At 75.2% G+C, this 21,991-nt stretch carries 19 protein-coding genes; 12 read left to right on the forward strand and 7 right to left on the reverse strand.

Features of this window, described 5'->3' with window-relative positions; all coding sequences use genetic code 11:
• Positions 1–5: 5 nt before the first annotated feature.
• The 4 genes from ACFYWL_RS08380 to ACFYWL_RS08395 all read right to left on the reverse strand — a co-directional run bounded on the left by ACFYWL_RS08380 (position 6) and on the right by ACFYWL_RS08395 (position 4,080).
• The gene (locus tag ACFYWL_RS08380) at positions 6–992 is read right to left on the reverse strand and encodes a serine/threonine protein kinase (protein ID WP_386969152.1); all 987 of its coding nucleotides are present in this window, start codon (positions 990–992) and stop codon (positions 6–8) included.
• Complete coding sequence (locus ACFYWL_RS08385) at positions 989–1,741, reverse strand: NUDIX domain-containing protein (RefSeq protein WP_386969154.1); 753 nt, start codon at positions 1,739–1,741, stop codon at positions 989–991. Before ACFYWL_RS08385 ends, ACFYWL_RS08380 begins: the two co-directional genes overlap by 4 nt.
• Before the next feature lie 102 nt (positions 1,742–1,843).
• Entirely contained in the window at positions 1,844–2,725 is an 882-nt protein-coding gene (locus ACFYWL_RS08390) for a MaoC/PaaZ C-terminal domain-containing protein (RefSeq protein WP_386969157.1), read from the reverse strand.
• Positions 2,725–4,080, reverse strand: coding sequence for a 3-oxoacyl-ACP reductase (locus ACFYWL_RS08395; RefSeq protein ID WP_386969159.1), 1,356 nt, complete (start codon positions 4,078–4,080; stop codon positions 2,725–2,727). Before ACFYWL_RS08395 ends, ACFYWL_RS08390 begins: the two co-directional genes overlap by 1 nt.
• Before the next feature lie 56 nt (positions 4,081–4,136).
• On the opposite strand from ACFYWL_RS08395, the gene ACFYWL_RS08400 reads away from it, so the two are divergent.
• The 7 genes from ACFYWL_RS08400 (at position 4,137) to purB (ending at position 12,672) form a co-directional block, all read left to right on the forward strand.
• A complete protein-coding gene (locus ACFYWL_RS08400) occupies positions 4,137–5,429 on the forward strand; it encodes an acetyl-CoA C-acetyltransferase (protein ID WP_386969162.1) in 1,293 nt (430 codons plus the stop codon).
• Positions 5,430–5,500: 71 nt separating this feature from the next.
• The gene (locus ACFYWL_RS08405) at positions 5,501–6,580 is read left to right on the forward strand and encodes a glycosyltransferase family 2 protein (RefSeq protein WP_386969164.1); all 1,080 of its coding nucleotides are present in this window, start codon (positions 5,501–5,503) and stop codon (positions 6,578–6,580) included.
• Positions 6,573–9,062: a hypothetical protein gene (locus ACFYWL_RS08410; protein WP_386969167.1), complete on the forward strand. Its 2,490-nt coding sequence runs from the start codon at positions 6,573–6,575 to the stop codon at positions 9,060–9,062. Before ACFYWL_RS08405 ends, ACFYWL_RS08410 begins: the two co-directional genes overlap by 8 nt.
• A 94-nt stretch (positions 9,063–9,156) precedes the next feature.
• The gene (locus ACFYWL_RS08415) at positions 9,157–10,080 is read left to right on the forward strand and encodes a TNT domain-containing protein (RefSeq protein WP_386969169.1); all 924 of its coding nucleotides are present in this window, start codon (positions 9,157–9,159) and stop codon (positions 10,078–10,080) included.
• Positions 10,081–10,108: 28 nt separating this feature from the next.
• Entirely contained in the window at positions 10,109–10,360 is a 252-nt protein-coding gene (locus tag ACFYWL_RS08420) for a hypothetical protein (RefSeq protein ID WP_386969172.1), read from the forward strand.
• Positions 10,361–10,435: 75 nt separating this feature from the next.
• On the forward strand, positions 10,436–11,152 hold the full coding sequence (locus ACFYWL_RS08425; protein WP_386969175.1) for a hypothetical protein: 717 nt from the start codon (positions 10,436–10,438) through the stop codon (positions 11,150–11,152).
• 95 nt (positions 11,153–11,247) lie between these two features.
• Entirely contained in the window at positions 11,248–12,672 is a 1,425-nt protein-coding gene (purB, locus tag ACFYWL_RS08430; RefSeq protein WP_386969177.1) for an adenylosuccinate lyase, read from the forward strand.
• Positions 12,673–12,898: 226 nt separating this feature from the next.
• Here the strand turns inward: purB and ACFYWL_RS08435 are convergent, their stop codons facing one another.
• Both ACFYWL_RS08435 and ACFYWL_RS08440 read right to left on the reverse strand, forming a co-directional pair.
• Complete coding sequence (locus tag ACFYWL_RS08435; protein WP_386969180.1) at positions 12,899–13,465, reverse strand: YbjQ family protein; 567 nt, start codon at positions 13,463–13,465, stop codon at positions 12,899–12,901.
• Positions 13,466–13,489: 24 nt separating this feature from the next.
• A complete protein-coding gene (locus ACFYWL_RS08440) occupies positions 13,490–14,173 on the reverse strand; it encodes a S1 family peptidase (protein ID WP_386969183.1) in 684 nt (227 codons plus the stop codon).
• Positions 14,174–14,538: 365 nt separating this feature from the next.
• On the opposite strand from ACFYWL_RS08440, the gene purS reads away from it, so the two are divergent.
• The 4 genes from purS (at position 14,539) to ACFYWL_RS08460 (ending at position 19,137) form a co-directional block, all read left to right on the forward strand.
• Positions 14,539–14,802, forward strand: coding sequence for a phosphoribosylformylglycinamidine synthase subunit PurS (gene purS, locus ACFYWL_RS08445; protein ID WP_043961200.1), 264 nt, complete (start codon positions 14,539–14,541; stop codon positions 14,800–14,802).
• Positions 14,799–15,482 carry a phosphoribosylformylglycinamidine synthase subunit PurQ gene (purQ, locus tag ACFYWL_RS08450; RefSeq protein WP_386969186.1) on the forward strand — a complete coding sequence of 228 codons (684 nt, stop codon included), beginning with the start codon at positions 14,799–14,801 and terminating at the stop codon, positions 15,480–15,482. The genes purS and purQ overlap by 4 nt, the downstream gene beginning before the upstream one ends.
• Before the next feature lie 64 nt (positions 15,483–15,546).
• Positions 15,547–18,372, forward strand: coding sequence for a phosphoribosylformylglycinamidine synthase subunit PurL (gene purL / locus ACFYWL_RS08455; protein ID WP_386969188.1), 2,826 nt, complete (start codon positions 15,547–15,549; stop codon positions 18,370–18,372).
• Positions 18,373–18,375: 3 nt separating this feature from the next.
• Positions 18,376–19,137 (forward strand): 2-phosphosulfolactate phosphatase, encoded by a 762-nt coding sequence (locus ACFYWL_RS08460; RefSeq protein ID WP_386969190.1) that lies wholly within the window; start codon positions 18,376–18,378, stop codon positions 19,135–19,137.
• Positions 19,138–19,248: 111 nt separating this feature from the next.
• Here the strand turns inward: ACFYWL_RS08460 and ACFYWL_RS08465 are convergent, their stop codons facing one another.
• A complete protein-coding gene (locus ACFYWL_RS08465) occupies positions 19,249–21,459 on the reverse strand; it encodes a carboxypeptidase-like regulatory domain-containing protein (protein ID WP_386969193.1) in 2,211 nt (736 codons plus the stop codon).
• 160 nt (positions 21,460–21,619) lie between these two features.
• On the opposite strand from ACFYWL_RS08465, the gene ACFYWL_RS08470 reads away from it, so the two are divergent.
• Positions 21,620–21,985, forward strand: a complete 366-nt coding sequence (locus ACFYWL_RS08470) for a sterol carrier family protein (protein ID WP_386969195.1) — start codon at positions 21,620–21,622, stop codon at positions 21,983–21,985.
• Positions 21,986–21,991: the final 6 nt, after the last annotated feature.

Raw genomic sequence — 21,991 nt, forward strand, 5'->3', positions numbered from 1 at the left:
CCTCCCTAGGGGTTGAGGGTGAAGGGTCGGAAGGTGCGCGGCCCGTAGAGCCGTTCGAGCACCTCGTCCAGTTCGCGCAGCAGCCGCCACGCGTCGTCGGGCCGGGACGGCAGCGCCGGGCGGCGGCAGCCGTGGGCGAAGGCGCGCAGCTCGCGTGGGGCCCGGTCGCCCATCAGCCACGCCATGCACGCGGCGGCCATCGCCAGGTCGGTGCCGGGCCCGCAGGCCCGCCGGGCGGCGACCTCCGGCGGGTACCAGTCCTCGTGGCCGGGCACCAGCGCGGGGATCGTGCCCCCGGTGGCGGCGGAGAAGCACCAGTCGACGAGCACCACGCCGTGCCCGTCGGGCTCGATCAGCACGTGCCGGGGCAGCACCGCGCCGTGCACGACGCCGGCCCGGTGGGCCAGGCCGAGGGCGACCAGCAGCCGCCGCCACATCCAGGCCGCGTCCCGGCCGTCCAGCCCGCCGGGGTACGCGCGGCGCACCTCGTCGAGGCTGTGCAGACCGGGCGCGGTGGCCAGCACGCTGATCCGCCGTTCCGCCCCGGTGGCCGGGTCCCGGTGCCGGAGGGTGTCGACGAGCCGGGGCACGTACGGCAGGTAGCGGGGGTCGCCGCGTTCCTCGATGGTGCGCAGCGCGTGCTGTTCGCGGGCCATCAGGTCGTTGTCGGCGGGGTCGCGGGGCAGCTTGAGCAGCCGGTCCGACCCGACGTCGTAGAGGTCGGCGAGGTCGCCGGTGTGGGCGAGCGGGCCGAGCCGGTGGCCGCCGAGGACCACCGGGTCGGCGCTGGCCCGCCCGGCCCGCCACCGGTTGGTGACCTGGACGAACGCGTCGGTGGCGGCGGCGCGTACGGCCGGGTCGAGCGCGCCCAGCCGGTCGGGGTGCAGGGCCGCGACCAGCTCGCGGTAGCGGTGGGCCGACGCGTCCGCGCCGAACAGGTCGGCGTCGGTGCGGGCGGCGGTGACCAGCCGGATGGCCTCGTGGGTGTTCACCGCACCGTCTCCTCCCGGGCGGGGCGCAGCAGCGCCGGGTGCAGCAGCCGGGCGTCGCCGGCCCGGTAGAGCTTGGCGCGGGGGCCGCCGCGCGTGCCGCCGCGTTCCGTGCTCGCGCCGGTGCTCTCCACGAAGCCGGGCACGGAGAGCACCTTGCGGTGGAAGTTGCCGGGGTGCAGCGGGTGCCCCCAGACGGTCTCGTAGACGGCCCGCAGCTCGGTGATGGTGAACTCGGTGTCGAGGAAGCGGGTGGCCAGCGGGGTGTATTCCAGCTTGGACCGGGCCCGCTCCAGGCCGTCGTCGATGATCCGGTCGTGGTCGAAGGCGAGCTGCCGGCTGCTCAGCGCGGTCACGGGCAGCCAGATCGCGTCGTCGGCGTCGCTGCCGGCGGCCGGGTCGGGCAGGTCGGGGGCGAACGCGAGGTACGCCACCGAGACGATCCGCATCCGGGGGTCGCGGCCGGGGTCGCCGTAGCTGCCGAGCTGTTCCAGGTGGACGCGGCGCAGCCGCTCGCCGCCGAGGCCGGTCTCCTCGGCCAGCTCCCGCCGCGCCCCGGCCGCCAGGTCCTCATCGGGTTGGACGAACCCGCCGGGCAGCGCCCAGTGGCCCTCGAACGGCGGCCCGCCCCGGCGGACGAGCAGCAGGTGCAGCGCGTCGGACCGGACGGTCAGGGCGACCACGTCGACGGTGACGGCGACCGCCGGGTAGGCCCGGGGGTCGTAGGCGGCGAGGAACTCCTGCTCGTTCACGGCGTCTCTCTCACTGTGAGAACATCTCAACGTGAGAACAACTTAGCGCACGAAAGAGTGAATGCCAAGCCCTCGCGTCGAAGCGCCGGCCTGAGCCGCCGATCAGCGCACGGAGCCCGCCAGGTGCGGCCTGCCCGTCCGCGCGTCGTGCAGGGCGAACTCCCAGGCCGGGCCGTCGGCGGTGGCGGTGAAGGCCACCGTGGACGGCAGCGGCACCGGCAGCTTGAACGCCACCTCGACCGTGTACCCCTCCGGCAGCCGGCTCTCCAGCGCGGCCAGGCAGCGCGCCTTGCTCCACATGCCGTGCGCGATCGGGCGGGGGAAGCCGAACAACCGCGCGCCCAGCCGGGAGGTGTGGATCGGGTTGTGGTCGCCGGAGACGCGGGCGTAGTCGGTGCCCACCCTCGGCGGCACCCGCCAGGAGGCGGTGGCGGCCGGCGCCGCGGGCCGCTCACCCCGGTCGCGCCGCGCGCCGCCGCCGGCCGTGCGCTCCCTGCCGAGGTACGTCGACACGCCGCGCCACACCTCCGCCCCGCCGACCGACCCGACCAGCACCACGTCGACCTGCCGCCCCCGCTCGTGCGGGCGCAGGTTCTCGGCGTACGCGCGGAAGTCCAGCGTCTCGCCCGCCTCGACCGGCCGGCGCACGGTGATCCGGTTGGCCACGTGCACCAGCCCGACCAGCGGCAGCGGGAACTGCGGCGCGGTCATCAGCCGCAGCGCCAGCGGAAACCCCAGCACGTGCGGGTACGTCCCCGGCAGCCGGTCGGCCAGCCGGAACCCGCAGACCCGGTCGTAGTCGGCCAGGTGTGCCCGGTCGACGGCGACCCCGGCGACGGCCAGCTCGACCTGCGGCAGCGCGTCGCCCCGGCGGCGACCCGGGCCGGGCAGCGCCCCGAGCAGGGCCCGCCGGTAGAGCGGGCCGGCCTGCGGCAGCCGGGGCAGCTCCAGCAGGGCCCGGCCCTGCGCGTCCGCGCCGGTCATCACGCCCCCAGCAGGCTCTGGCCGCAGACCCGGACGACGTTGCCGCTGACCGCGCCGCTCGCCGGCCAGGCCAGCCAGCCGATCGTCTCGGCGACGTCCACGGGCAGGCCGCCCTGGGCCATGCTGTTCATCCGCCGGCCCGCCTCCCGCACGACGAGCGGGATGCGGGCGGTCAGCCGCGTCTCGATGAACCCGGGAGCGACCGCGTTGACGCTGATCCCGCGCTCGCGCAGCGCCGGGGCGAGTGACTGCACCAGCCCGATCACGCCCGCCTTCGAGGTGGCGTAGTTGGTCTGGCCCCGGTTGCCGGCGATGCCGGCGATCGAGGAGACCGAGACGATCCGGCCGCCGGCCGGGATCAGCCCGCGCTCCAGCAGCACGTCGTTGATGCGTTCCTGGCTGGACAGGTTGACGTCGATGACGCTGTCCCACCGGTCGGCGTCCATCCGGCCCAGCGTCCGGTCCCGGGTGATGCCGGCGTTGTGCACCACCACGTCGACCCGGCCGTGCCGGGACGCGAGGTGGTCGGCGAGCCGGGTGGGCGCGTCCGGGGCGGTCAGGTCGAGCTGCACGGCGCTGCCGGCGATCTCGTTGGCGACGGCGGCCAGCTCGTCCCCGGCGGCCGGGACGTCGAGCGCGACGACCTGCGCGCCGTCGCGGGCCAGCACCCGGGCCAGGGCCGCGCCGATCCCCCGGGCCGCCCCGGTGACCAGGACGAGCTGGCCATCGAGCGGCCGGTCCCAGTCGGCCGGCGGCTCGGCCGCGCCGACGCCGACCCGGACGACCTGCCCCGAGACGTACGCCGAGCGGCCCGAGAGCAGGAACCGCAGGGTGGCCTCCAGGCCGGTGGCCGTGCCGGCGTCGCCGTGCGCCGTGACGTGCACGAGCTGGGCGGTGACGCCCCGGCCGAACTCCTTGCCGATGCTGCGGGTCAGCCCTTCCAGGGCCCGCTGGGCGGTCGCCTCGCGCGGCGTGCCGCACTCGTCGGGCGGGGTGCCGAGCACGATCACCCGGCCGCCGGGCAGCACCGCGCGGGCGCGCGGGTGGAAGAAGTCGTAGAGCTGGCGCAGTCCGGTGGAGTCGGTGATGCCCGTGGCGTCGTACACCAGGGCGCCGAAGCGCTCCTGGGCCTCGGCGGTGGCCGGGTCGCGCAGCTCGACCCCGGCGGCGGTCAGGATCGTGCCGACCGGCCCGGCGAGCCGGCCGCCGGTGGCCGAGCCGAGCAGGGCCGGCCCGGTCAGCAGCGGGTCCCCCGGGGCGTGCCGGCGCAGTCGTGGCGGGTCGGGCAGCCCGAGGCGCTTGACCAGCGCGCGGCCGGCCCCCGATCGGACGAAGCTCGCGTACCTGTCGGTCATAGGCGTAGCCTACTGGCCAGTAGGTTGTGGGCAAGTCCTGAAACGGAGGCGGGATCGTGCAGAGCATCCGGCGGGTGGCGGTCATCGGCGGCAACCGCATCCCCTTCGCCCGGTCCAACTCGCGGTACGCCAGCGCGTCCAACGCCGACATGCTCGGCGCGGCCCTCGACGGGCTCGTCGCGCGGTTCGGGCTGGCCGGGCAGCGGGTCGGCGAGGTCGTCGCCGGGGCGGTGCTCAAGCACTCCCGGGACTTCAACCTCACCCGCGAGGTGGTGCTCGGCTCGAAGCTCGACCCGCACACCCCGGCGTACGACATCCAGCAGGCGTGCGGCACCGGCCTGGAGGCGGCGATCCTGGTCGCCAACAAGATCGCCCTCGGGCAGATCGAGGCCGGCATCGCCGGGGGCGTCGACACCACCTCCGACGCCCCGCTCGCCGTCAACGAGGAGCTGCGCCGCACCCTGCTCCGGCTCAACTCCGCCCGCACCCTCGGCGAGCGGCTCAAGGTCGCGGCGAAGCTGCGCCCGCTCCAGCCGTTCCAGCCGGAGATCCCGCGCAACGCCGAGCCGCGTACCGGGCTGTCGATGGGTGAGCACGCCGCCCGCACCGCCCTGCGCTGGCACGTCGACCGGCAGGCCCAGGACGAGCTGGCGCTCCGCTCCCACCAGCGGCTCGCCGCCGCGTACGAGCGGGGGTTCTTCGACGACCTGCTGACCCCCTACCTGGGGCTCACCCGGGACCAGAACCTCCGCCCCGACACCACCCTGGAGAAGCTCGGCTCGCTGAAGCCCGTCTTCGGCCACCGGGGCCCGAACGCCGAACAGGCCACGATGACCGCCGGCAACTCGTCCCCGCTCACCGACGGGGCGTCCACCGTGCTGCTGGCCAGCGAGGAGTGGGCGGCCGAGCGCAACCTGCCGGTGCTCGCCTGGTTCTCCTGGTCGGAGACGGCGGCCGTCGACTTCGTGCACGGCGACGAGGGGCTGCTGATGGCCCCGGCCTACGCGGTGCCCCGGATGCTGGCCCGCGCCGGGCTGACGTTGCAGGACTTCGACTACTACGAGATCCACGAGGCGTTCGCCTCGCAGGTGCTGGCCACCCTCGCCGCCTGGGAGTCGCCCGAGTTCTGCAAGGACCGGCTCGGGCTGGACGCCCCACTCGGGTCGATCGACCGCGACAGGCTCAACGTCAACGGCTCGTCCCTGGCCGCCGGCCACCCGTTCGCCGCCACCGGCGGGCGGATCGTCGCCACGCTGGCCAAGCTGCTCGCGCAGGCCGGCTCCGGCCGGGGGCTCATCTCGATCTGCGCGGCCGGAGGCCAGGGGGTCACCGCGATCCTGGAGCGCTGACGCCCGGCGTTCACCGGGCGTTCAACTCGGCGTGTGGCTGTGGTGGCCTCGGACCGGCAGGGTGGCCGGCGATGGACATCAGCGCAGGCGGGGCAGCACTGGACCTGTCCGTGGTCGTCCCCATGTACAACGAGCAGGACGTCGTCGCGGTGTTCGTCGAGCGGCTCCGGCCGGTGCTCGACGGCACCGACGCCACGTACGAGGTGGTCGCCGTCGACGACGGCAGCCGGGACGCCACGGCCCGGCTGCTGCTCGACCACGCCCGGTCCTGGCCCCAGCTCCGGCTGGTCCGGCTGCGCCGCAACAGCGGCCACCAAGCCGCCCTCACCGCCGGGCTGCACCGGGCGCGGGGCCGCTGGGTGGTCTCCATCGACGCCGACCTCCAGGACCCGCCCGAGGTCATCCCCGAGATGCTGGCCACGGCCCGGGAGCGGGGCGTCGACGTCGTGTACGGGGTGCGCGCCGACCGCAGTACCGACACGCCGTTCAAGCGCGGCACCGCCGGCCTGTACTACCGGCTGATGCGGCGCATCGTCGGCGCGGACCTGCCCGCGCAGGCGGGCGACTTCCGGCTGGTCAGCCGGGACGTGGTGGAGGTGCTGCGCCGGCTGCCCGAGCGCACCCCGGTCTACCGGCTCCTGGTGCCCTCGCTGGGCTTCGCCGCCGCCGAGGTGCGCTACTCCCGCGCAGCGCGGGCCGCCGGGGAGACGAAGTACCCGCTGCGCCGGATGATCGCGCTGGCCTGGGACAGCACGGCGAACTTCACCGCCGCGCCGCTGCGGCTGGCCACCTGGCTCGGCGTGGTCAGCTTCGCGGCCTGCCTGGTGCTGGCCGTCCTCGGCCTGGTCGCGTACGCCGACGGCGCGACCATCCCGGGCTGGACCTCGCTGTTCGTGGCGGTCCTGCTGTTCAGCGCCGTCCAGCTGATCTGCCTCGGCCTGCTCGGCGAGTACGTCGGCCGCATCTACCGCACCGTGCAGGATCGGCCCACCCACCTCGTCGGTTTCGACTCCGCCGAGGCGCCCTTCGGCTCCGGCGGGGTGCCCGCCGACCTGGCAGGGGCTCCCGGCCCGGCGGCGGGCGGCGTCGACCCGGCCGGCACGGCCGACGCGCCGGCCGTGACGGTGGCGGCTGGCCGGGCCGGTGACTGAACCGGCGGTGCTGACGCAGGGCTCGCCGGTGGCGGCGGACGCGCCCGCCCCACCGGACGCACCGGCGGGCCGGGGCGGTCCGGCGGCGCGCCGGGTCGCGGCGGCCCTCGCCTGGGCGGCGGTGCTCGCCGCGCTGGTCGCCGGCTGGTGGTGGACGGGCACCCCGGGCGGCGACGTCGCCCGCTACGTCGCCTACTGGGCGCTGGCCCTCGTGCTGCCGGGCACGCTCGTGCACCGGGCGCTGCGGGGCAGCCGGGGCAACCTGCCGGAGGACCTGGGCTACGGGGCCGCCGTCGGCCTGCTGCTGGAACTCGCGGCCTGGGCGCTCGCCACGGCCACCGGCACGCAGCCAGCGCTGCGCTGGTGGCCGGTGCCGGTGCTGGCGCTGTTCGTCGCGGCGCCCCGGCTGCGCCGGCACTGGCGGATCGCCCGACCCCGGCCGCTGCCGCTGCGCTGGACGATCGCGGTCGCCGGGGTGCTGGTCCTCGTGGTGGCCTGGGCGGCCGTGGGCTGGCGGGCGAACCCGCTGCCGCCGGTGGACCACGTCTACTACCAGGACCTGCTCTACCACCTCGGGCTGGTGCACGAGCTGACCCGGACGATGCCCTTCGAGCTGCCGCAACTGGCCGGGGAGCCGCTGCGCTACCACTACCTGGTCGACGCGCACCTGGCCAGCGCCAGCATGATCACCGGTACGGACCCGGCGACCGTCCTGCTCCGGCTGTGGCTGGTGCCGGTCGCCGCGACGGCGGTCGTCGTCACCGCCGGGCTGGCCCGTGACCTCAGCGGACGCTGGTGGGCCGGCCCGGTCGCCGCCGCGACGGCGTATCTCGGGGTGTCGCTCTCCCTCGGCTCCGCTGCGACGGCCAGCGGCACCCTCCCGCTGTCCGTGGAGAGCCCGTCGCAGACGTACCTGCTGCCCCTGCTCCTGCTGCTCACCGGCGTCTGCGCGGACGTGGTGCGCGGCCGGCGGCCCGGGTGGGGCTGGGCGCTGGTGCCGGCGGCGGGCCTGGCCGTCGCCGGGGCCAAGTCCAGCGGCCTGCCCCCGCTGATCGCCGGCGTGGCGCTGGCCGGGGTGGTCGCCGCCCGGCGGGCCCGCCGGGTGCCGTGGGCGGTCGCGTCGCTGTTCGCGGTGCTGGTCGCGGCCATGGCCGTCGGGTATCGCCTGTTCGCCGGTGGCGGCGCGGGGGTGCTCTCGCCGCAGGTGTTCGGGGTGCTGCGGTTCCTCGCGCCGTGGCGGGAGACCGTCGGCGCGGGCGGGGGCATCGCGGCGGGCGGCCTGCTGCCGCCCGGGCTCGCGGCGGCCGGCGCTGCCGGGTGGCTCTTCGCGCTGGCCGTGCTCGGCTGGTGGCTGACGCTCCAGGCGCCCCGGTTCGTCGGCGTGCTGCTGCTGGCCCGCCGGGGCGCCAAGCTCGACCCGGCGGCGTGGCTGCTGGCCGGGGCGCTGCTGGCCGGGGCGGGCGGTGCCTGGTCCTTCTTCCATCCGTCGGTCAGCCAGCTCTACTTCTTCATGGCGGTGGTCCCGTTCGGGGCGCTGCTGGCCGCGTGGCTGCTGGCCGGTGCGCGCCCGTGGTGGCCGGCCGTGGCGGTCGCCGCGACCGCTGGCGCGGCGGCCCAGTGGCTGCTCGACCCGCTGGCCCCGCCCGAGCGGACCCGGCGGGCCTGGCTGTGGGCGATGGCCGTGCCGGCGGGCCGGGTGCTGTTGCTGGCCGGCGTCGCCGCGCTGCTGGCCGTCCTGCTCGTCGGGCTGCGGGCCCGGCGCGCCCGGGGCCCGGTGCCGCCCGGGGGCCGGCTCCCGGCGGCCCTGCGGCCCCGGGCTGCGACGGTGCCCGGGGACGAGCGGGCGGCGGGGGCATCGTGGCGCGCGCGGACGGCGGGGGCGTCGTGGCGCGCGCGGACGGCGGGGGCGTCGTGGCGCACGCGGGCGGCGCTGGCCGGGCTGGTCGCCGCGTTCTGCGGGGCGAGCGTGGCCGGCGGCCTGGAGTGGACCGCGCGCCGGATCGGGGATCCGCCCCGGTCGCTCACCGCCGCCGAACGCCCCTGGGCGCTCACCCGGGACGAGGCGCGGGCCGCCCTGTGGTTGGACGCCCACGCCGGCCCGGAGGACGTGGTGGCCACCAACGTGCACTGCCGGCCGGTGCCGACCGTCGCGCACTGCGACGCGCGGGCCTTCTGGGTGAGCGGGCTGGGCGGTCGGCGGACGCTCGTGGAGAGCTGGGGCTACACGGACGAGGCCCTGGCCGGGCACGCCCGCGACGGCTTCTCGTACCCCCGGCAGCCCGCCCCCGACCCCGAGCTGTTCGCCCGCAACGAGCGGCTGTTCACCGCGCCGGCCGCCCCGGAGCTGGACCGGGCGCGTCGAGAGGACGGCGTGCGGTGGCTGCTCGCCGACTCGGCCGCCGGCCCGGTGTCGCCGGAACTGGCCCGGCTCGCCGAGGTGGCGTTCGTCGCCGGCCCGGTGACCGTGTACCGCCTGCGTTGACCCCTTAGCGGTAGAAAAGCGCACGAAGTCTCACATCAGGTTTCCGACCTCCTGAGGATGAGGGCAGCTTCTGTCCCGTTTTTGGAGGTTTGATGTGAAACTGCCTCGTTGGGCCTTGGCGGCGCTCGCCGGCGCGGCCCTGGCCCTGCTTCCCGCCGTGGCGGCCCAGGCCGCCCCGACCGACGCCGATGGCACGCGGCTCATCGCCGACCGGCCCGCCGCCGGCCTCGGGGGCGCCGGCACCGGTTTCTGGGGCTCTGGTCTCCAGGGTGCTGGTCTCCAGGGTGCTGGTCTCCAGGGTGCTGGTCTCCAGGGTGCTGGTCTCCGGGGCTCCGGCGACGCCGCACCCGCCGGCCCCGCCCAGCCGCAGCCGCCCGTGGGCGACAGCCTGTGCCGCCCCGGCGTCCCGCCGAACGCGCCGCCGACCACCCAGTTCTACGACGACAACCCCCTGCTCGGCCCCGCCACGCTGCCCGCCGCGCCGCCGGTCGGTCCGCTGCTCGCCGGCTACCAGCGCTTCGGCGGCCTCACCGAGGCGCAGTTCCTCCAGCAGTACGGCAACGCCACCCAGACCGCGTACGTCTACCCGCCCGCGAACGGGTTCGTCCTCGGTCCAGACGGGGTGCCGATCAAGGAGAAGCAGACCCTGCTGCCCGGCTACCGGCTCGACCGCTTCGGCTTCCCGGGCGGCGCGTTCCTCGCCCCGCTCGGCACCCCGTTCAGCGCCCGGTCGCTGCCGCCGTCGAACCTGAACACGCCGGCCGACGCGCCGCTGGCCAACTACCACGTCTACTGCGTGGTCAAGCCGCTCCCGGTGGACTCCGGCCCGATCGCCCCGTGGTTCGCCCAGCCGGGGATGGGCACCCAGTTCCAGCTCAACCCGGCGTACCTGCCGCAGGCCGGGGGCAACCTGAGCGTCACCTGGCTGCTCGCGCACGGTTTCCTGGTGGAAGAGAACCTGGAGGCGACGCCGTGCGCCGTCCCGCTCCAGCGCGGCGGCGTCCCGGCCGTCTGCTGACGACGAATCGGATGAACGGAGGTCGGGTGTGGACCGGCACCAGGTACGCGCCGCGCTGTTGGCGGCCGGGCTGTCCCCGGACGCCTTCGAGATCGAGGACGTGCACGAGCACGTGCCGGTCCCGCCCGACTTCTGGTTCCTGCGCCGCTCGCCGGGTGGGCGCTGGGAGATCGGCCTGTACGAACGCGGGACGCACGACGTCCGCCAGTCGTACGACTCCGAGCAGGCCGCCGCCGCCGGCCTCTACGCGGCGCTGACGGGTCGGCCCGCGCCGTACTGACCCCTGTTGCCGGGCGTTCCTACTGTGGATCCAGCCCGCCCGGACGTCACCGGCGGCACCCGTCGAGGAGTGGCCATGCCCGGTCGAGTCCTGCTCCGCACCGTCCACGTCGCCCCCGTCGTCGTCGGCCTGGCCGTCGCGCTCGCCGCCGCCGGCTGCGCGTCCACCGCCACGGGTTCCGGGGGGTCCACCGCGAAGACGACCGTGACCGAGGCGCCCGCCGACGCACCGGCCGCCGCCGGCTCCGGCGACGAAGGCACCGGCGCGACCGGCACCGGCACGACGGGCGGCGGCTCCACCGACGGCGGGTCCACGGGGGGCAGCTCGACGGGCGGCGGCTCCACCGGCGGCGGCTCGACGGGCGGCGGCTCCACCGGCGGCGGCTCGACGGGAGGTGGCTCGACGGGGGGTGGTGCCACGGGCGGCGGGTCCACGGGCAGCAGCGGCGGCGGGTCCGGCACGAAGCCCAGCGGCCCCACCATCGGATACTTCCGGGTCGCCCAGAAGCCCACCTGCCCGGCCGGGACCAACGTCAACCCGATCGCCGGCGCCCCGGTCGTCGTGGAGTGGAAGACCAGCAACGTCGACTCGGTCGCCCTCTCGGTCGACGGCCCCGGCGTGTACGGCGACAACTACCCGCCGGCCGGCAGCGAGACGGTGAACTTCCCCTGCTCCGGCGGCGAGGGCGACGTCCAGGAGCACACCTACACGCTGACGGTCCGCAACGCGCACGGCAAGCAGTCGAAGACCCTCGTGGTGACCGCGAAGGTGCACGACATCCCGCGCGTCTGACCAGCGACGTCACCGCCGTCCCGCCCCGGCCCCGCCCCGCCGCAAGGGACGGGCTGGCGCGGGCGGCGGTCTCGGCGTACGGGAGAATGGGCACCGTGACGACGATCCCGAACGTGCTCGCCCACCGCTACGCCTCGCCCGAACTGGTCGCCCTCTGGTCGCCGGAGGAGAAGGTTCGGATGGAGCGGCGGCTCTGGCTCGCCGTGCTCCGCGCCCAGCGGGACCTCGGCGTGGCCGTCCCCGACGGCGTGGTCGAGGCGTACGAGCGGGTGCTCGACGACGTCGACCTGGCCTCGATCGCGGAGCGGGAGCGGGTCACCCGGCACGACGTGAAGGCCCGGATCGAGGAGTTCAGCGCGCTCGCCGGGCACGAGCACGTGCACAAGGGGATGACCTCCCGGGACCTCACGGAGAACGTCGAGCAGCTCCAGGTCCGCGCGTCGCTGGAGCTGGTCCGGGACCGGGTGGTGGCCACCCTCGCCCGGCTCGCCCGGCTCGCCAACGAGCACTCCGGCCTGGTCATGACCGGTCGGTCGCACAACGTCGCCGCGCAGGCCACCACACTGGGCAAGCGCTTCGCGTCGGCCGCCGAGGAGCTGCTGATCGCGTACGAGCGGCTGGAGGACCTGATCAACTGGTATCCGCTGCGGGGGATCAAGGGCCCGGTCGGCACCGCCGCCGACCAGCTCGACCTGTTCGACGGCGACGCCGACAAGGTGGCCGAGCTGGAGCGCCGGGTCGCCGAGCACCTCGGCTTCGCCCGGGTGCTGGACAGCGTCGGCCAGGTCTACCCGCGCTCGATCGACCTGGCGGTGCTCGCCGCGCTGGCCCAGGTCGCCGCCGCGCCGTCGTCGCTGGCCACCACGATCCGGCTGATGGTCGGCCAGGAGCTGGCCACCGAGGGCTTCAAGCCCGGCCAGGTGGGCTCCAGCGCGATGCCGCACAAGATGAACACCCGGTCCAGCGAGCGGGTGAACGGCTTCGCGGTGATCATCCGGGGTTACCTGTCGATGGTCGGCGAGCTGGCCGGCGACCAGTGGAACGAGGGGGACGTCTCCTGCTCGGTGGTCCGCCGGGTGGCCCTGCCGGACGCGTTCTTCGCCGCCGACGGGCTGTTCCAGACGTTCCTCACCGTGCTGGACGAGTTCGGGGCGTACCCGGCGGTGGTCAACCGGGAGCTGGAGCGCTTCCTGCCCTTCCTGGCCACGACGAAGATCCTGGTCGCGGCGGTGCGGCGGGGCGTCGGCCGGGAGGCGGCGCACGAGGCGATCAAGGAGCACGCGGTGGCCGTGGCGCTGGCCATGCGGGAGCAGGGCGTCACCGAGAACGACCTCTTCGACCGCCTCGCCGCCGACCCGCGCCTGGGCCTGTCCCGCGCCGACATCGACGCGCTGATCGCCGACCGCACCGCCTTCGTGGGCACCGCCGGCGCCCAGGTCGACCGGGTGACCACCCGCATCGCCAAGATCGCCCTGACCCACCCCAAGGCAGCCACCTACACCCCACCCCCCATCCTCTAACCCACCCCCGCCCCGCCCCACCCACCCGCGCCGCCCCCGGTGCGCCCCCCGGTTCGCCCCGGTGATCAAGAGGTTTGCGTCACGCGGAAGATCAACTTTGACACTTTTCTCTTGATCACCGGGGCGAGCGCGCCCGGGGCGAGCGCGGCCGGCCCGAGCGCGGCCGGCCCGAGCCGGGGTGGGCGAGCGCGGGCCGGTGGGCGGGAGTGGGGTGGGTGGGTTGGGGTCAGGGGTTGCGGGTGGGGGTTTCGGCGGCCGAGGAGAGGTTGGGGGCGCTGGCCGGTTCGGCTATGCCCCCCGGGGCCTCGGCGATCGCCGGGTCGTGGGCCGTGTCGGCGGCGATCATCGGCTGGTCCGGGGGCATGACGTCCGGCGTCTTGGCGGCCACGATGACGGCGGTGCCGTACGCGCAGATCTCCATCCACATCTCGCCGCAGTCCCGGCTGTCGAAGCGCATGCCGATCACGGCGTTCGCGCCGAGGCGGCGGGCCTCCTCGCCGAGGCGGGCCACCGAGTCCGTACGCCAGCGGGTCAGGTTGTCCGGCGCCATGGGGTCGTACGCGCCGCCGCGGAGGTTCTTCACCCCCTCGCGGTACGGGTTGCGCGTCCTGGCCATCGAGGACACCACTTCGCCGAGGATCTGGCGGATCTCGTAGCCGGGCAGTTGATCCGTCGTCACGACCAGCACGGTTCTGATGCTGTCGCACCGGCGGGCGGCGGTTCGTCGGCTGTGGTCACCTGATCGGATGCTGCAAAAGGGGTCGGCGCGGACGGTCGGCGCTTGGCCGACCATCCGCGCCGAGGCGGGCGCTAACCGTCAGACACCGGCCACGGAGGTGATCCAGGCCCGGTTGTACGCGACGCTGCCGTAGTTCTGGATGCTCACGCCGTTGGCCGTGGAGGCGACGCCCACCTGCTGGCCGTTGTAGAACTGCGGCCCGCCCGAGTCGCCCCGCCACGCGTTGCCGTTGACCGCGGTGCTCCGGATCGCCTGGCCGCCGTACGCGTCGGTGACGTTCGTGCTGGTCACCCGCACGCTGGCCGTCTTGAGCTGGCTGGACGCGCCGCAGCCGCTGTAGCAGGTCATGCCCCAGCCGTAGATCGTGTTGGTGGAGTTGACCGGCGGGTTGCTGCTGGCCAGCGAGACGGTGGAGGTGCTGACCGCGCTGGAGAGCCGCAGCAGCGCCAGGTCGTAGCGGGTGTACGAGGCGCTCACGGTGCGGGTGGTGCCGCCCGAGGCGTAGTAGACGCTGCCGATCCGGACGGACATGGTGCCGCTGACGCAGTGTCGGGCGGTGAGCACCCACGTCGAGGCGATTACGCTGCCGGAGCAGGTGAAGGAGCCGTTGCTGAAGACGGCGGCGGCCCACGGTGCGGAGGAGACGGTGCCGCCGCCGATGATGGGCTGGGGGCCGGCCGGGGCGGCGGTGGCGCCGCTGGTGACGCCGAGGACGCCGGCCAGGGCGGCGCCGGCCACGGCGAGCAGGGAACGGATACGCATCGGGACGTACTCCTTGCCTAGGACCCGGGGTCGCCGGGTCGGTTGTGCCGGCGGGCGCGGGGGTCACCCGCCAGGTCTGCATTGACCTATGCCGATGAATGCTAGGGGTGGTCAATTCCGGCGGCAAGGCTTTGATCGAGACTAGCTGATGTAACAATTTGGCGACCACTGGCGTGGTAAACCGCCTGCTCCGGGACGTTTCGCGTGGGATCGGACGCGGTGCGGCCCCGCGTCCCGGCGGTAATGTTGATCACTGCCTGAACCGCGCCCGGCCGGTGCGGCTGAGGCGGTATCTGCCAGGTAGGCTGGCTGCGCTCGCCCGTTGTGGGTCGGCACCCAACTGCGTACACAGTCAGGAGTGCCCAGTGCCTCGCGTCGTCGTCGACGTCATGCTCAAGCCCGAGATCCTCGATCCTCAGGGCCAGGCCGTCGCAAACGCGCTGCCCCGGCTCGGCGTCAGCGACGTCGCCTCTGTCCGGATCGGCAGGCGGATCGAGATCGATTTCACCGGTGAACCGGACCTGGACCGGGCCCGGGAGATCGCCGACAAGCTGCTCGCCAACCCGGTCATCGAGGACTTCACCGTCCGCCTGGTCGAGACCGACGAGACCGCGGGCGCGCACCCGTGACCGCCCGGGTCGGTGTGGTCACCTTCCCCGGCTCGCTCGACGACGGGGACGCGGCCCGTGCGGTCCGGATCGCCGGCGCCGAGCCGGTCCGGCTCTGGCACGGCGACCCGGACCTGCGCGGGGTGGACGCCGTCGTCCTCCCCGGTGGCTTCTCCTACGGCGACTACCTGCGCTGCGGTGCCATCGCCCGGTTCGCGCCGGTGATGGAGACCCTGGTCGACGCCGCCCGGGGCGGCCTGCCGGTGCTCGGCATCTGCAACGGCTTCCAGATCCTCTGCGAGGCCCACCTGCTGCCCGGCGCGCTGACCCGCAACCAGCACCTGCACTTCCGCAACCGCGACCAGGTCCTGCGGATCGAGGCGGGCGGCACGGCGTGGACGAACGCCTTCCAGCCCGGCCAGGAGATCCTGATCCCGGTCAAGAACGGCGAGGGCTGCTACGTCGCCGACGCCGCCACGCTGGACCAGCTGGAGGCCGAGGGCCGGGTCGTCGCCCGCTACGTCGGCGGCAACCCCAACGGGTCGCAGCGCGACATCGCCGCCATCACCAACCCCGCCGGCAACGTGGTCGGCATCATGCCGCACCCCGAGCACGCCGTGGAGGCGCTCACCGGCCCCTCCCTGGACGGCCTCGGTTTCTTCACCTCGGTGCTCAAGCACCTGGTGGGGGCGCCGGCGTGACCGTGCGCGGCACCAACGGTCGGCTCCACCGCCCCCCGGGCGGCGAGCGCAGCGAGGAGAGGTCATGACCACCCATCCGGACCCGGCGGTACGGGAGACCCCGGGCGGCTTTCCGGCCGCCCCGGCGGAGCCCTTCGCGGCCACCGTGGCGCCGCAGGCCGGCCCGGTCGACCCGGCCGCCCGTCCCGGCGAGCCGGTCCACCCCGAGTCGTCCCGGCCCGTCCCGGCCGTCGACTGGGCGCACGGCCTGGACACCGTGCCGCGCGCCGCCGAAACCCCCGAGGAGCTCCAGCCGTACGCCGAGCTGGGCCTCCGCGACGACGAGTACGACCGGATCCGGCAGATCCTCGGCCGGCGTCCCACCCAGGCCGAGCTGGCCATGTACTCGATCATGTGGAGCGAGCACTGCTCCTACAAGTCGAGCAAGGTGCACCTGCGCCAGTTCGGCGAGAAGGCCCCGCCGAGCGACCGGCTGCTGGCCGGCATCGGCGAGAACGCCGGCGTGGTCCAGGTCTCCGACGAGCTGGCGGTGACCTTCAAGGTCGAGTCGCACAACCACCCGAGCTTCGTCGAGCCGTACCAGGGCGCGGCGACCGGTGTCGGCGGCATCGTCCGGGACATCCTCGCCATGGGTGCCCGCCCGGTCGCCGTGATGGACCCGCTGCGCTTCGGCGCGGCCGAGCACCCCGACACCGCCCGGGTGCTGCCCGGCGTGGTGGCCGGCGTCGGCGGCTACGGCAACTGCCTCGGCCTGCCCAACATCGGCGGCGAGGTCGTCTTCGACCCGTGCTACCAGGGCAACCCGCTGGTCAACGCGCTCTGCCTCGGCGTGCTGCGGGTCGACCGGCTCCAGAAGAAGGAGGCCACCGGCCCCGGCAACGTCGTGGTGCTGATGGGCGCCCGGACGGGCCGCGACGGCATCGGCGGCGTGTCGGTGCTGGCCAGCGCCACCTTCGACGAGGGCAGCGAGCAGCGCCGCCCGTCCGTGCAGGTCGGCGACCCGTTCATGGAGAAGCTGCTGATCGAGGCGTGCCTGGAGCTATACGACGCCGAGCTGGTCGTCGGCATCCAGGACCTCGGCGGCGCGGGCCTGACCTGCGCGCTCACCGAGACGGCGGCGTCCGCCGGCACCGGCATGCGGGTCTGGCTGGAGCGGGTCCCGCTGCGCGAGGCGTCGATGGAGCCGCAGGAGATCCTGGCCAGCGAGTCCCAGGAGCGGATGCTGCTGGTCGTCGCCCCGGACAAGCTGGAGGCGGTGCTCAAGACCGCCGAGAAGTGGGGCGTCTGGGCCACCGCGATCGGCGAGGTCACCGCGCCGTCGCCGGACGGGCGCCCCGGCCGCCTGGTGATCACCTGGCGCGACCAGCTCGTCGTGGACGTCCCGCCGGGGTCGCTGGTCGACGACGGTCCGGTCTACGCCCGCCCGATGCGCGAGCCGGCCGACCTGATCCTGCTCCAGGCCGACCGCGCCGAGACGCTGCCCCGGCCGTCGACGCCAGAGGCCCTGCGCGAGACCGTGCTGCGCATGATCGCGTCGCCGAACCTCGCCGACAAGACCTGGGTCACCGAGCAGTACGACCGGTACGTGCTGGGCAACACCGTGCTCGCCCAGCCGGAGGACTCCGGCGTGATCCGCATCGACGAGCGCACCGGCCTCGGCGTCGCCCTGTCGCTGGACGGCAACGGCCGGTACGCCCGCCTCGACCCGTACCACGGCACCAGGCTGGCGCTGGCCGAGGCGTACCGGAACGTGGCCGTGACCGGCGCGAAGCCGATCGCCGTGACCAACTGCCTCAACTTCGGCTCGCCGGAGGACCCGGGCGTGATGTGGCAGTTCGCCGAGGCCGTGCGCGGCCTGGCGGACGGCTGCCTGGAGCTGGGCATCCCGGTGACCGGCGGCAACGTCAGCTTCTACAACCAGACCGGCGCGGCGGCGATCCACCCCACCCCCGTGGTGGGCGTGCTCGGCGTGCTGGACGACGTCGCCAGCCGGGTCCCGATGGGCTTCGTCCCCCGCGGCGGCGGCGACCACGACCAGATCTTCCTGCTCGGCGAGACGCACGTGGAGCTCTCCGGCTCCGAGTGGGCCTGGGTGACCCACGAGCACCTCGGCGGCATCCCGCCGCAGGTCGACCTGGGCCGCGAGCGGCAGCTCGCCGACCTGCTGGCCGAGGCGGCCCGCGTCGGGCACCTCAGCTCGGCGCACGACCTCTCCGACGGCGGTCTCGCGCAGAGCCTGGTCGAGTCCTGCCTGCGGCGCGGGGTCGGTGCGGTGATCGCGGTGCCGGAGCAGTTCGCCGGCGGCTCGATGCCGTTCGTCTTCCTGTTCAGCGAGTCGGCCGGGCGGGCCCTGGTCTCGGTGCCGCGCGGCCACGAGAAGGCGTTCACCGCGCTGTGCGCCGAGCGCGGGGTGCCGTGGGAGTTCATCGGGGTCACCGACTCGGCGAGCGGCGCGCTGGAGGTGCGCGACCAGTTCCGGATCGGCCTGGACGAGCTGTCCGCCGCGCACACCGCCACGCTGCCCCGGCTCTTCGGCGGGTCGGAGCCGGCCGAGCCGGCCGACCCGACCGCGCGGGCCACCGCCGCGGTGCCGGTCGCCGCTCCGCCGGTGCCGCCCGCCGTCGAGGCGCCGGCCCAGCCGGTCGCTGCGACGCCGGCCGAGCCCGTCGAGGCGGCGGCACCGCCTGCCGCTGCGACGACGCCGGCACCGCCCGCCGACACGGCAGCCCCGGCCGTCGCCGAGCCGTCCCCGGTCGGCGACGCGGCGCAGCCGGCCGACGGTGGACAATCGCCGGCCGGGGCCGAGCCGCAGCGGGTCGACGGCGTGGAGGCGACCGACGGCTCCGACTCCGGTGAGGCAGGTCCGACGGCCGTACCCGATCAGCGCTGAGGCGTGACCGCGACGGTCCACGCCCAGCCCGGCTCGGGTGCCCGGTTCGACTGGGGGCTGGCCGGCGCGGCGGAACTCGGCCGGGTCTGCGCCGTCCTGGTGGTGGTGGACGTCCTCTCGTTCACCACCACCGTGGAGGTGGCCGTCGCCCGGGGCATGCGGGTGCACCCGTTCCCCTGGGGCGAGCAGGCCGCCGAGTACGCCCGCCGGGTCGGCGCGGTCGCCGCCGTGGGCCGCCGGCAGACGACCCCGGAACAGCCGTGGTCGCTCTCCCCGGCGGCCCTGCGCACCGCGCCGGCCGTCGCCGACCTGGTGCTGCCCTCGCCCAACGGCTCGGCGATCAGCGCTGCCGCCAGCGCCACGGGCCTGCCGGTGGTCGCGGCCTGCCTGCGTAACGCCCGCGCCGTCGGGCGCTGGCTGACCGACCAGGGGTACGGCTCGATCGACGCCCCGGTCGGCGTGGTGGCCTCCGGGGAACGCTGGCCGGACGGGTCCCTGCGCCCGTCCGTGGAGGACCAGCTCGGGGCGGCATGCGTGCTCGACGCGCTCTCCGGTGTCCCCGGCGGGCTGTCGGTGGAGGCGGCGATGGCACTGGCGGCGCTCGCCGCCACGCCGGACGTCCCGGCCGCCGTGCGCGGCTGCGTCTCCGGCCGGGAACTCGCCGAGGGCGGCTTCGGCGGGGACGTGGAGGTGGCCGTCCAGGTCGGCGTCTCGGGCGTGGTGCCGGTGCTGCGGCGGGGCGTCTTCTCCGCCGCCCGGCCCTGAGCGGGGCCGACCCGGCGGCTCACGCGTTCCTACCGCGGAAGGCGGCTCCCCGTTTCCGGGCAGCCGCCTTCCGCGTCGTCGCGTGCTGTGCGGGCCGCCGGCCCGGGTCGGTCAGTCGTCCAGCCAGTCCAGCCGGCGACCGCCCCGGTCCTGCTGCTGCGGCGGCGGGCCGTCGGGCCGGCCCCGGCCCTGCTGCGGGGCCTGGTCGCCGTAGTAGCCGCCGCCCTGCTGCTGGTCGTAGCTGGTCGGCTGCTCGTAGCCGCGGTCGTCGTAGCCGCCGCCGCGCTGGTGCGGAGGCTCCTGACCGTAGCCGCCCTGCTGGCCGTACCCGCCCTGCTGACCGTAGCCCTCGGAGCCGTACCCGCCGCGCTGGTCGTAGCCGCCCTGCTGCTGGCCGGCGTCGTAGCCGCCGCCCTGCTGGCCGTAACCGCCACCGCCGTAGCCGCCGGTGGGCTCGGCCGCGCCGTAGCCGCCGGTGGGTTCGCCGCCCCGGCCGCCGTACGGTGAGGGCTCCGGCTGGCCGTAGCCGCCGTGGCCCTGCTCCGGCTGGTAGGTGCTGGTCGGGTACGGGTCCGCGGCGGGCGGCGGGTAGGAGGCGGTGCCGTCGCCGGTGTACCGTCCGGTCGGCTCGTCGTAGCGCTCGCCGCCGTAGCCGCCACCGCCCTGGCCCGGGTACCCGCCGGCCGGCGCACCTGCGGGCGCGCCGTAGTCGCGGTTGCCGTAGCCGCCACCGGAGGAGGTCGGCGCCTCGGCGCCGTACCCGCCGCCGGGATTGCCGTAGCCGCCGCCCGAGGCGGGCGCGCTGCCGTAGCCGCCGCCCGAGGCCGGGGCGGAGCCGTAGCCACCACCGGAGGCCGGCGCGCTGCCGTAGCCGCCGGACGCGGAGGCGCTGCCGTAGCCGCCGCCGGACGCCGGGGCGGAGCCGTAGCCACCACCCGAGGCGGGCGCGTCGGCGCCGTAGCCGCCCGCAGTGCCGTAGCCGCCGCCCGAGGCGGGGGCGTCGGCGCCGTACCCGCCCGCGTTGCCGTAGCCGCCGCTGGAGGCCGGGGCGTTGCCGTACCCGCCGGCCGCGCCGTAGCCACCGGTCTGGGGCTCGTCGCCGTAGCCGCCGCCCCAGCCGCCCTGCTGCTGGCCGCCCGCGCCGTACGGGGCCGGCGGAGCGCCGTAGGGGTCCGGCGGGACGTCGTCGACGACCGGCCGGTGCATCATCGTCGGGGCGTCGCTGAGCGAGGTGCCGCCGACCATCGTCGGGTCCGGCCCGGCACCGACCCGGTTCACCACCCGCGTCTGGTCGTCCGCCCCGCCGTACGCGCCCCGGGCGGCCGGGATCGCGCCCGCCGCGGCGGCGCCCTTCGGGGCGTCGTCGCCGTCGTCGCCGGTCTCCCGGCGCTTCATCCAGAGCAGCACGATGGTGCCGACGCCGACCGCCACGAACAGGCCGCCGAGCAGGATGAGCAGCCACGACATGCCGCTGTCCTCCTCGGTCGAGGCGGCGTTGTTCGCGTTGGCGGGGGCGGCCTCCGTCGGCTCGTCGGTGACGTCGTCGGTGGCCTCGTCGGAAGGCAGCGGCTCCTCGCTGGCCGACGGGCTGGGGCTCGGGCTCACCTCGACCTTGATCGCGAGGCTGAGCCGCTGCCCGCTCACGCTCTGCCCGGCGCTGGCGGTGAAGGACTTCGTGACGCGGACCTCGCCCTGGATCGCGCCGATGTCGAGCCGGCCGGGGGCGATGGGTCGGGAGGTGCTGCCGGTGAAGCTGAAGTTGCCGCTGCCGTTGCTGGTGGTCTCGTAGCGGTGCCCGGCGCTGTCCTGGAGCATCACGACGGCGTTCGGCACCGCCTCGCCGTTGGCCGCCGCGACCACCTTGCCGGAGACCGACTTGACGGTCTCCACCTCAGACGGGGTCGTCGGCGCGGCCTTGCCGACAAGGGTGACCGTCGTCGAGCCCTGCTGACTCTGATTGTTCGAGTCGGTGGCCTTGACCGTGATCACGGCGGAGCCGTTGGCGGCGTCGGGGGCGAGCCGGAAGGTCGCGGTGTAGCTGCCGCTCTGGTCAACGCGTCCGCGAGAACAGCCATCGAGGCAGGTGAGCTTCGAGTTGTTCGAGCTGACCTGCACGTCGGCCGGTTCGTCGGGATTGGCGAAGTTCAGGCTGTAGGTGACCTTCACGGTGCCACCAGCGTCGACCGAACTCGGCGAAGCCGACACGTTGCCGACACCGGGGGCGGCCAGTACGGGTGTGGCGGGGACGGCGAGCAGGGCGCCGATTGCCAGCGCCACGACCACACCCGCCCGCTGCTGCCAGGCACGTCGGTGTGTTGACACGTCCACCGCCTTCCGGTCTGACTTCCCTCCGCCGGCGGGGCGCCGGGCCGGGGATCATCACGGTACGAATACGCCGTCGGCAACTATGCCTTGTCTGACCGGATCGGCGCGACCCAGGGCCAACGTCGAAAGCGCCGGAGCCGGGTCGTATCGTCCCGTCGTGTCCTCTCCGCACAATAAGTCCGCAGCGGTCGCCGAGGCGCTCGCCGCGCTCGACGAGGGTCGCACCCCCGAACGGCCGGTGTTCCGGGCGGCGGTCCGTGCCTTGTTGGCCGCCCTTACGGAGCGTGCCCCCGGCCGATCGGTGGAGGTGCGTGTCCCACCTTACGGTGCAGTTCAGTGCATTCCCGGTCCCCGACACACCCGGGGCACCCCGCCGAACGTCGTCGAGCTGGACCCGACCACCTGGCTGGAGCTCGCGACGGGCCGGCGGAGCTGGGCGGACGCGGTCACCGAGGGCCGCGTACGGGTCAGCGGGGTCCGTGCCGACCTCTCCGCGCACCTTCCGCTCCACCTGGGTGATTAGCCCACC

This window comes from Micromonospora sp. NPDC002575, assembly GCF_042889525.1.
GTDB classification, from domain to species: domain Bacteria; phylum Actinomycetota; class Actinomycetes; order Mycobacteriales; family Micromonosporaceae; genus Micromonospora; species Micromonospora carbonacea.

Bases quoted from the DNA above. Each gene is read 5' to 3' on its own strand.
- ACFYWL_RS08390 (WP_386969157.1), bottom strand. From the start codon at position 2,725: ATGACCGGCGCGGACGCGCAGGGCCGGGCCCTGCTGGAGCTGCCCCGG.
- ACFYWL_RS08425 (WP_386969175.1), top strand. From the start codon at position 10,436: ATGCCCGGTCGAGTCCTGCTCCGCACCGTCCACGTCGCCCCCGTCGTC.
- ACFYWL_RS08395 (WP_386969159.1), bottom strand. From the start codon at position 4,080: ATGACCGACAGGTACGCGAGCTTCGTCCGATCGGGGGCCGGCCGCGCG.
- purL (WP_386969188.1), top strand. From the start codon at position 15,547: ATGACCACCCATCCGGACCCGGCGGTACGGGAGACCCCGGGCGGCTTT.
- ACFYWL_RS08435 (WP_386969180.1), bottom strand. From the start codon at position 13,465: ATGGTCGGCCAAGCGCCGACCGTCCGCGCCGACCCCTTTTGCAGCATC.
- ACFYWL_RS08405 (WP_386969164.1), top strand. From the start codon at position 5,501: ATGGACATCAGCGCAGGCGGGGCAGCACTGGACCTGTCCGTGGTCGTC.
- ACFYWL_RS08440 (WP_386969183.1), bottom strand. From the start codon at position 14,173: ATGCGTATCCGTTCCCTGCTCGCCGTGGCCGGCGCCGCCCTGGCCGGC.